Raw genomic sequence first — 4,179 nt, forward strand, 5'->3', positions numbered from 1 at the left:
AGGTAGAGCTGAGCGGAATATGAGATCATAAGTATATTATTTTTGTAGACTACCATATCTTCAAAATGGATTTATGTGTTATAAATTACTTAAAAAAGATTTGAATGGAAGCAATATATATAAATTTACATATCAAAAATCGTTCTTCGAAATTTCTGGAACTTCAAGAAGGCAACGCTTCATTTTACTGATGGTGTAAACGGCTAGCCCCCCTAAAACCGGAGTCTTACCGAACAAAAATATTCATTCTTAGGTAAGCTCTTATTATCGTGCTGTTACACCTTTCTATGGAAGGCTGAAGTGTCCTCCAGCGTCTTGGTCCACTCTGAAAACTGAGCTGGAGACATCTGAATCAATCCCCCGTGAATCTTTAGATTATTGTAAAAGTCCATGTATTCCTCCAGTGCTTCATAAGCCTTCTCGTAGGTCATGAAATCTCGTATGCCGAACAGATGGCGCTCCAAAATGCTATGGAACGACTCGAAGTAGGCGTTCATGTTTGGAGTCCTAGGCGGGATACGCTCATGGATCAAGCAGAGGCGCTCTCACAGGTATAGCTCCAAAGTGCATATTGATGGACTTCGGATGTGGAATGACACGTTTCTCAGATCCAAGCTCCTACTTGACCGCTTGGAAAAACACCTCAATCCGCCAGCATTTGTTTTAAACTTCAAGTGCTTGTTTGGGAACGTCATGGTGATTTGGTGATTGATTATTATCAAATAGGCTCCTTTGTACGTCGCATGCGCATCTGGGACTTCCTCGGCAGCTTCGTTCGCTTCTTAGACTTCTTTCAAACGAATGGTAATTTCATCAGCAAGTGGGAGTGCCGTCAACCCGGCCCACCAATGTGACGGTAATCGGCTGCGCTATTGGAAATGAGTTGGATTTGCGAGGACATCGACTGTCAAAGGCAGTGCTTTGTGTGGCTTTGMCATCGCACGATGGCGCTATATAGATAAGTAATAATATTTGAATATGCTCGCCGTAATCGATATCTAGATCTTCGCTATACATTTCAAAGGAGGGAATATGCCCCTGAAGTCACATTATTGGACAAGAGGGAAATAAAGTGCCGTAAAGTCTACGGCGCTCGTTTGATATTATTGCGGTGGATTAAAGAAAAGCTCAACATGTTTACAACTATTGCAGACGTGCACACGTACAGTGATAATCCCTAAATTAATCTCAGGAAATTCCGTTGCCCCTTCATGTGGGAAGGGGCGAAGTGATGCTTAATTTCATTAATCTTGGCTCCGATTGCAAATACAGCCTCCATAATTGAATGCAATTACTAGTTTTGATTTTCTCGAACCCCTGATTTTATGGGTTTTCGTATTTTAGGTTTAAGCTAAAAGTATAGTGTATTGAGACATAAGGGATAATACCTATAAATTTATTGAGCGAATCAAACTGCAGATAAACATAGTTTAAACAAAGGTGACCCCTTCTTTGATTGTTAGAAGAAATTTATCATAAAGAAATACGATAAATGTCATTTTGCTCAGTTTTTTTACTTTTTGTTACCCACATTGGATGTGCCTCGCAGAAAGATTCCAACCACTTCTTTTGCCAATGCCCTATTGGATGCGTATTTTAGAAGGGTGTCTTTTCGATTTCCTAGCAGCATCATCGCGGAGAAGGTTTGTGCCAGAAGCATAGGATCGTTGACTCTAAGCACATGGTTGTCCATTGCCACTTGAAAATGTTCCGCTAATAACTGGTAGATGCTATGCTCGGATTGTCTTATTTCCATTAGTTGTTCCTCATTTAAAAAGGGCTCAGCCTCTCTCAGCATCGTTTCAATTTCGGCATGGGGATTGGTTAACCGCGCTTCGGCTACTGTAACCAATCCGTCTTCGAGGTGTTCGGCCTCCTGTAGAATACGAGATATATGCCTATGTACTTGATTTAAGACGGTTGTAACTGCCACTTTAAATAATTCCGGTTTGCTAATGAAATGATAATAAATAGCAGGCTTGGACACTTGGCATTCTTCGGCGATTTGCAGCAGCGACACAGACTCGTATCCATACTCCATAAAACGTTTGGATGCAGTCTTAATAATCATTTCCCGTATGKAAGGATCATCTTTTGCATGTTTGGGTCTACCTGGCGCACGTTGCGAGTGTTTTTTTATCATAACTACCTCCATGAATATTTTATGACAATTCATCATTTTAATCAAAAGCACCTTGATAATTTACCTACCGGTAAATATAATTAATGAGATCAAAGTATCTCCTCCATGAAAATTGTCATGGTTGCATCTAGAAAAGGCAGGTGAAAACACTGGCAACGATTACTCGGTTGAAATGGCTTAGTTACGCAACAACGCTGTTTATGTTTTTCGCGACATTTGGAGGTGGTATCGTCACCAGAACAGAATCAGGTCTGGGATGCGGCACGGAATGGCCACTGTGTCACGGGGAATTTGTTCCGGCTCATACGCTTGCTTCCGTCATCGAATACACGCATAGGCTGGTGAGTACGACTGCAGGCATTTTGGCAGTGGTTACACTGCTAACTTTTTTAGTGTATTTGAAGCAGCGAAAAGATCTGCAATTTTTTGCAGCGTTAACACTGGTTTTTGTCATCGTTCAAGGCGCAATGGGTGCATTAGCAGTCGTATTTTCACAATCTTCCCCTGTGATGGCGCTCCATTTGGGCTTTGCTTTTATCGCTTTAGCGAGTTCTTTAATGACGAGTCTTGGCTCGAGGCAAGAACAGAAAGCGCGGGGACTTGCGAAATTCGAGAAAATGCCGAGGACAAGCAAGGCATTTCGCTATTTTGTATGGTGCTTGACCGTATATTCTTATCTGGTGGTCTATACCGGCGCATTTGTAAGTCATACCGATTCGGCAGGTTCCTGTACCGGATTGTTTTGCACAAGCAGTCGGTTGCCGGAATTGGCAGGAGGGATAACAATTGAATTGACTCACCGGATCGCCGGTATGCTGCTGGTTTTGCTGGTTGTCATGTTGTGGTTTTGGATTTACAAGTATTACAAGAGCAATCGGGAATTGACGATGCAAGCCCAGTTTGCTGTTGGTCTCATTTTGTTCCAAGTTCTTACTGGTGTAGGCATGCTGTATACGCTTAACCGTCCGGAATTGTACATGTTCGTTGTACTAGCCCATATGACCACTATTGCTGTACTATTTGGCATGCTTGCCTACATGAGTTATCTGACATGGAGGCTTTCCAAGCCTGCAACAATTGAAAAATAATGAAAGTTATTCAAAGGAGAGCTGCTCAGTGACAAAGACAAAACGAAAACGCATATGGCTGCGCATCCTGCTCGCGGGCTTCGTCCTCATCGCGCTTGTTGCCGCCGGATCATTCCTGTATCTAAAATCTCAAACATACGCACCAAGCAATAAAGCGGAGTCGGCATTGCAAAGCAACAGCGAGGTAAATGTAACACAAGGGAAAGACGGGTACACATTCGAGCCAGCGGATGGAAGCATCATGCAGCCCAACATTATTTTTTATCCTGGCGGATTAGTTGAGCCGGGTAGCTATTCGCCGTTTGCAAGCGAGCTTGCTAAGCTAGGTCATCGTGTATACATTGCAAAAATGCCGCTTAATCTGGCTATTTTTGGGCAAAACAAGGCCGATTCCTTCGTGAAGGAGCATCCGGGGGAATCCTTTGTCATCGGAGGTCACTCGCTAGGGGGCGCGTTTGCGGCCAGATATGCTTCAGAGCACAGCGATCAACTGGCAGGCATCTACTTCTTAGCATCGTATGCCGATGAGAGCGGAAACCTTGCCGATACCGACCTTGCCGCGCTGCAAATTACAGGTACGTCTGACGGGGTTCTTAAACATGAAGTATGGGAAAGCTCAAAAGCCAATCTTCCCGAGTTAACGGAATATGTTTCGATCAATGGCGGGAATCACGGACAATTCGGATCTTATGGCCTGCAAAAGGGAGATAGTGATCCTCAAATCGGAGAAGATGACCAGTTGGAGAAGATTGTTGATGCCATGCAGAATTGGATGGAGCAATTTATAAATAAATAGCACAATTTAAAGTATATGTGCAATAACGGCATGAAGGCAGCCATCATCGATCGGCTGCCTTCATATCATTTAGTTGTTCAATTTATTGTCTCCTTCCTTATCAAACGACAACAAATATGAAGAAAATTAAGCTTAAGTAAGGGCTTCATACT

4 protein-coding genes are annotated in these 4,179 nt (G+C 43.1%); 2 read left to right on the top strand and 2 right to left on the bottom strand.

The window, feature by feature from the left end; translation table 11 throughout:
* Positions 1-275: 275 nt before the first annotated feature.
* Positions 276-533 carry an integrase core domain-containing protein gene (locus AC1DSE_RS31400; protein ID WP_477512984.1) on the bottom strand — a complete coding sequence of 86 codons (258 nt, stop codon included), beginning with the start codon at positions 531-533 and terminating at the stop codon, positions 276-278.
* 980 nt (positions 534-1,513) lie between these two features.
* Positions 1,514-2,143, bottom strand: a complete 630-nt coding sequence (locus AC1DSE_RS31405) for a TetR/AcrR family transcriptional regulator (RefSeq protein WP_477528776.1) — start codon at positions 2,141-2,143, stop codon at positions 1,514-1,516.
* Between the two features lie 140 nt (positions 2,144-2,283).
* Between AC1DSE_RS31405 and AC1DSE_RS31410 the strand changes: the two genes are divergently transcribed.
* Both AC1DSE_RS31410 and AC1DSE_RS31415 read left to right on the top strand, forming a co-directional pair.
* The gene (locus tag AC1DSE_RS31410; RefSeq protein WP_477512986.1) at positions 2,284-3,231 is read left to right on the top strand and encodes a COX15/CtaA family protein; all 948 of its coding nucleotides are present in this window, start codon (positions 2,284-2,286) and stop codon (positions 3,229-3,231) included.
* A gap of 28 nt (positions 3,232-3,259) precedes the next feature.
* Positions 3,260-4,027 (top strand): alpha/beta fold hydrolase, encoded by a 768-nt coding sequence (locus AC1DSE_RS31415; RefSeq protein ID WP_477512987.1) that lies wholly within the window; start codon positions 3,260-3,262, stop codon positions 4,025-4,027.
* Positions 4,028-4,179: the final 152 nt, after the last annotated feature.

Source organism: Paenibacillus sp. 01L418, from assembly GCF_056400045.1.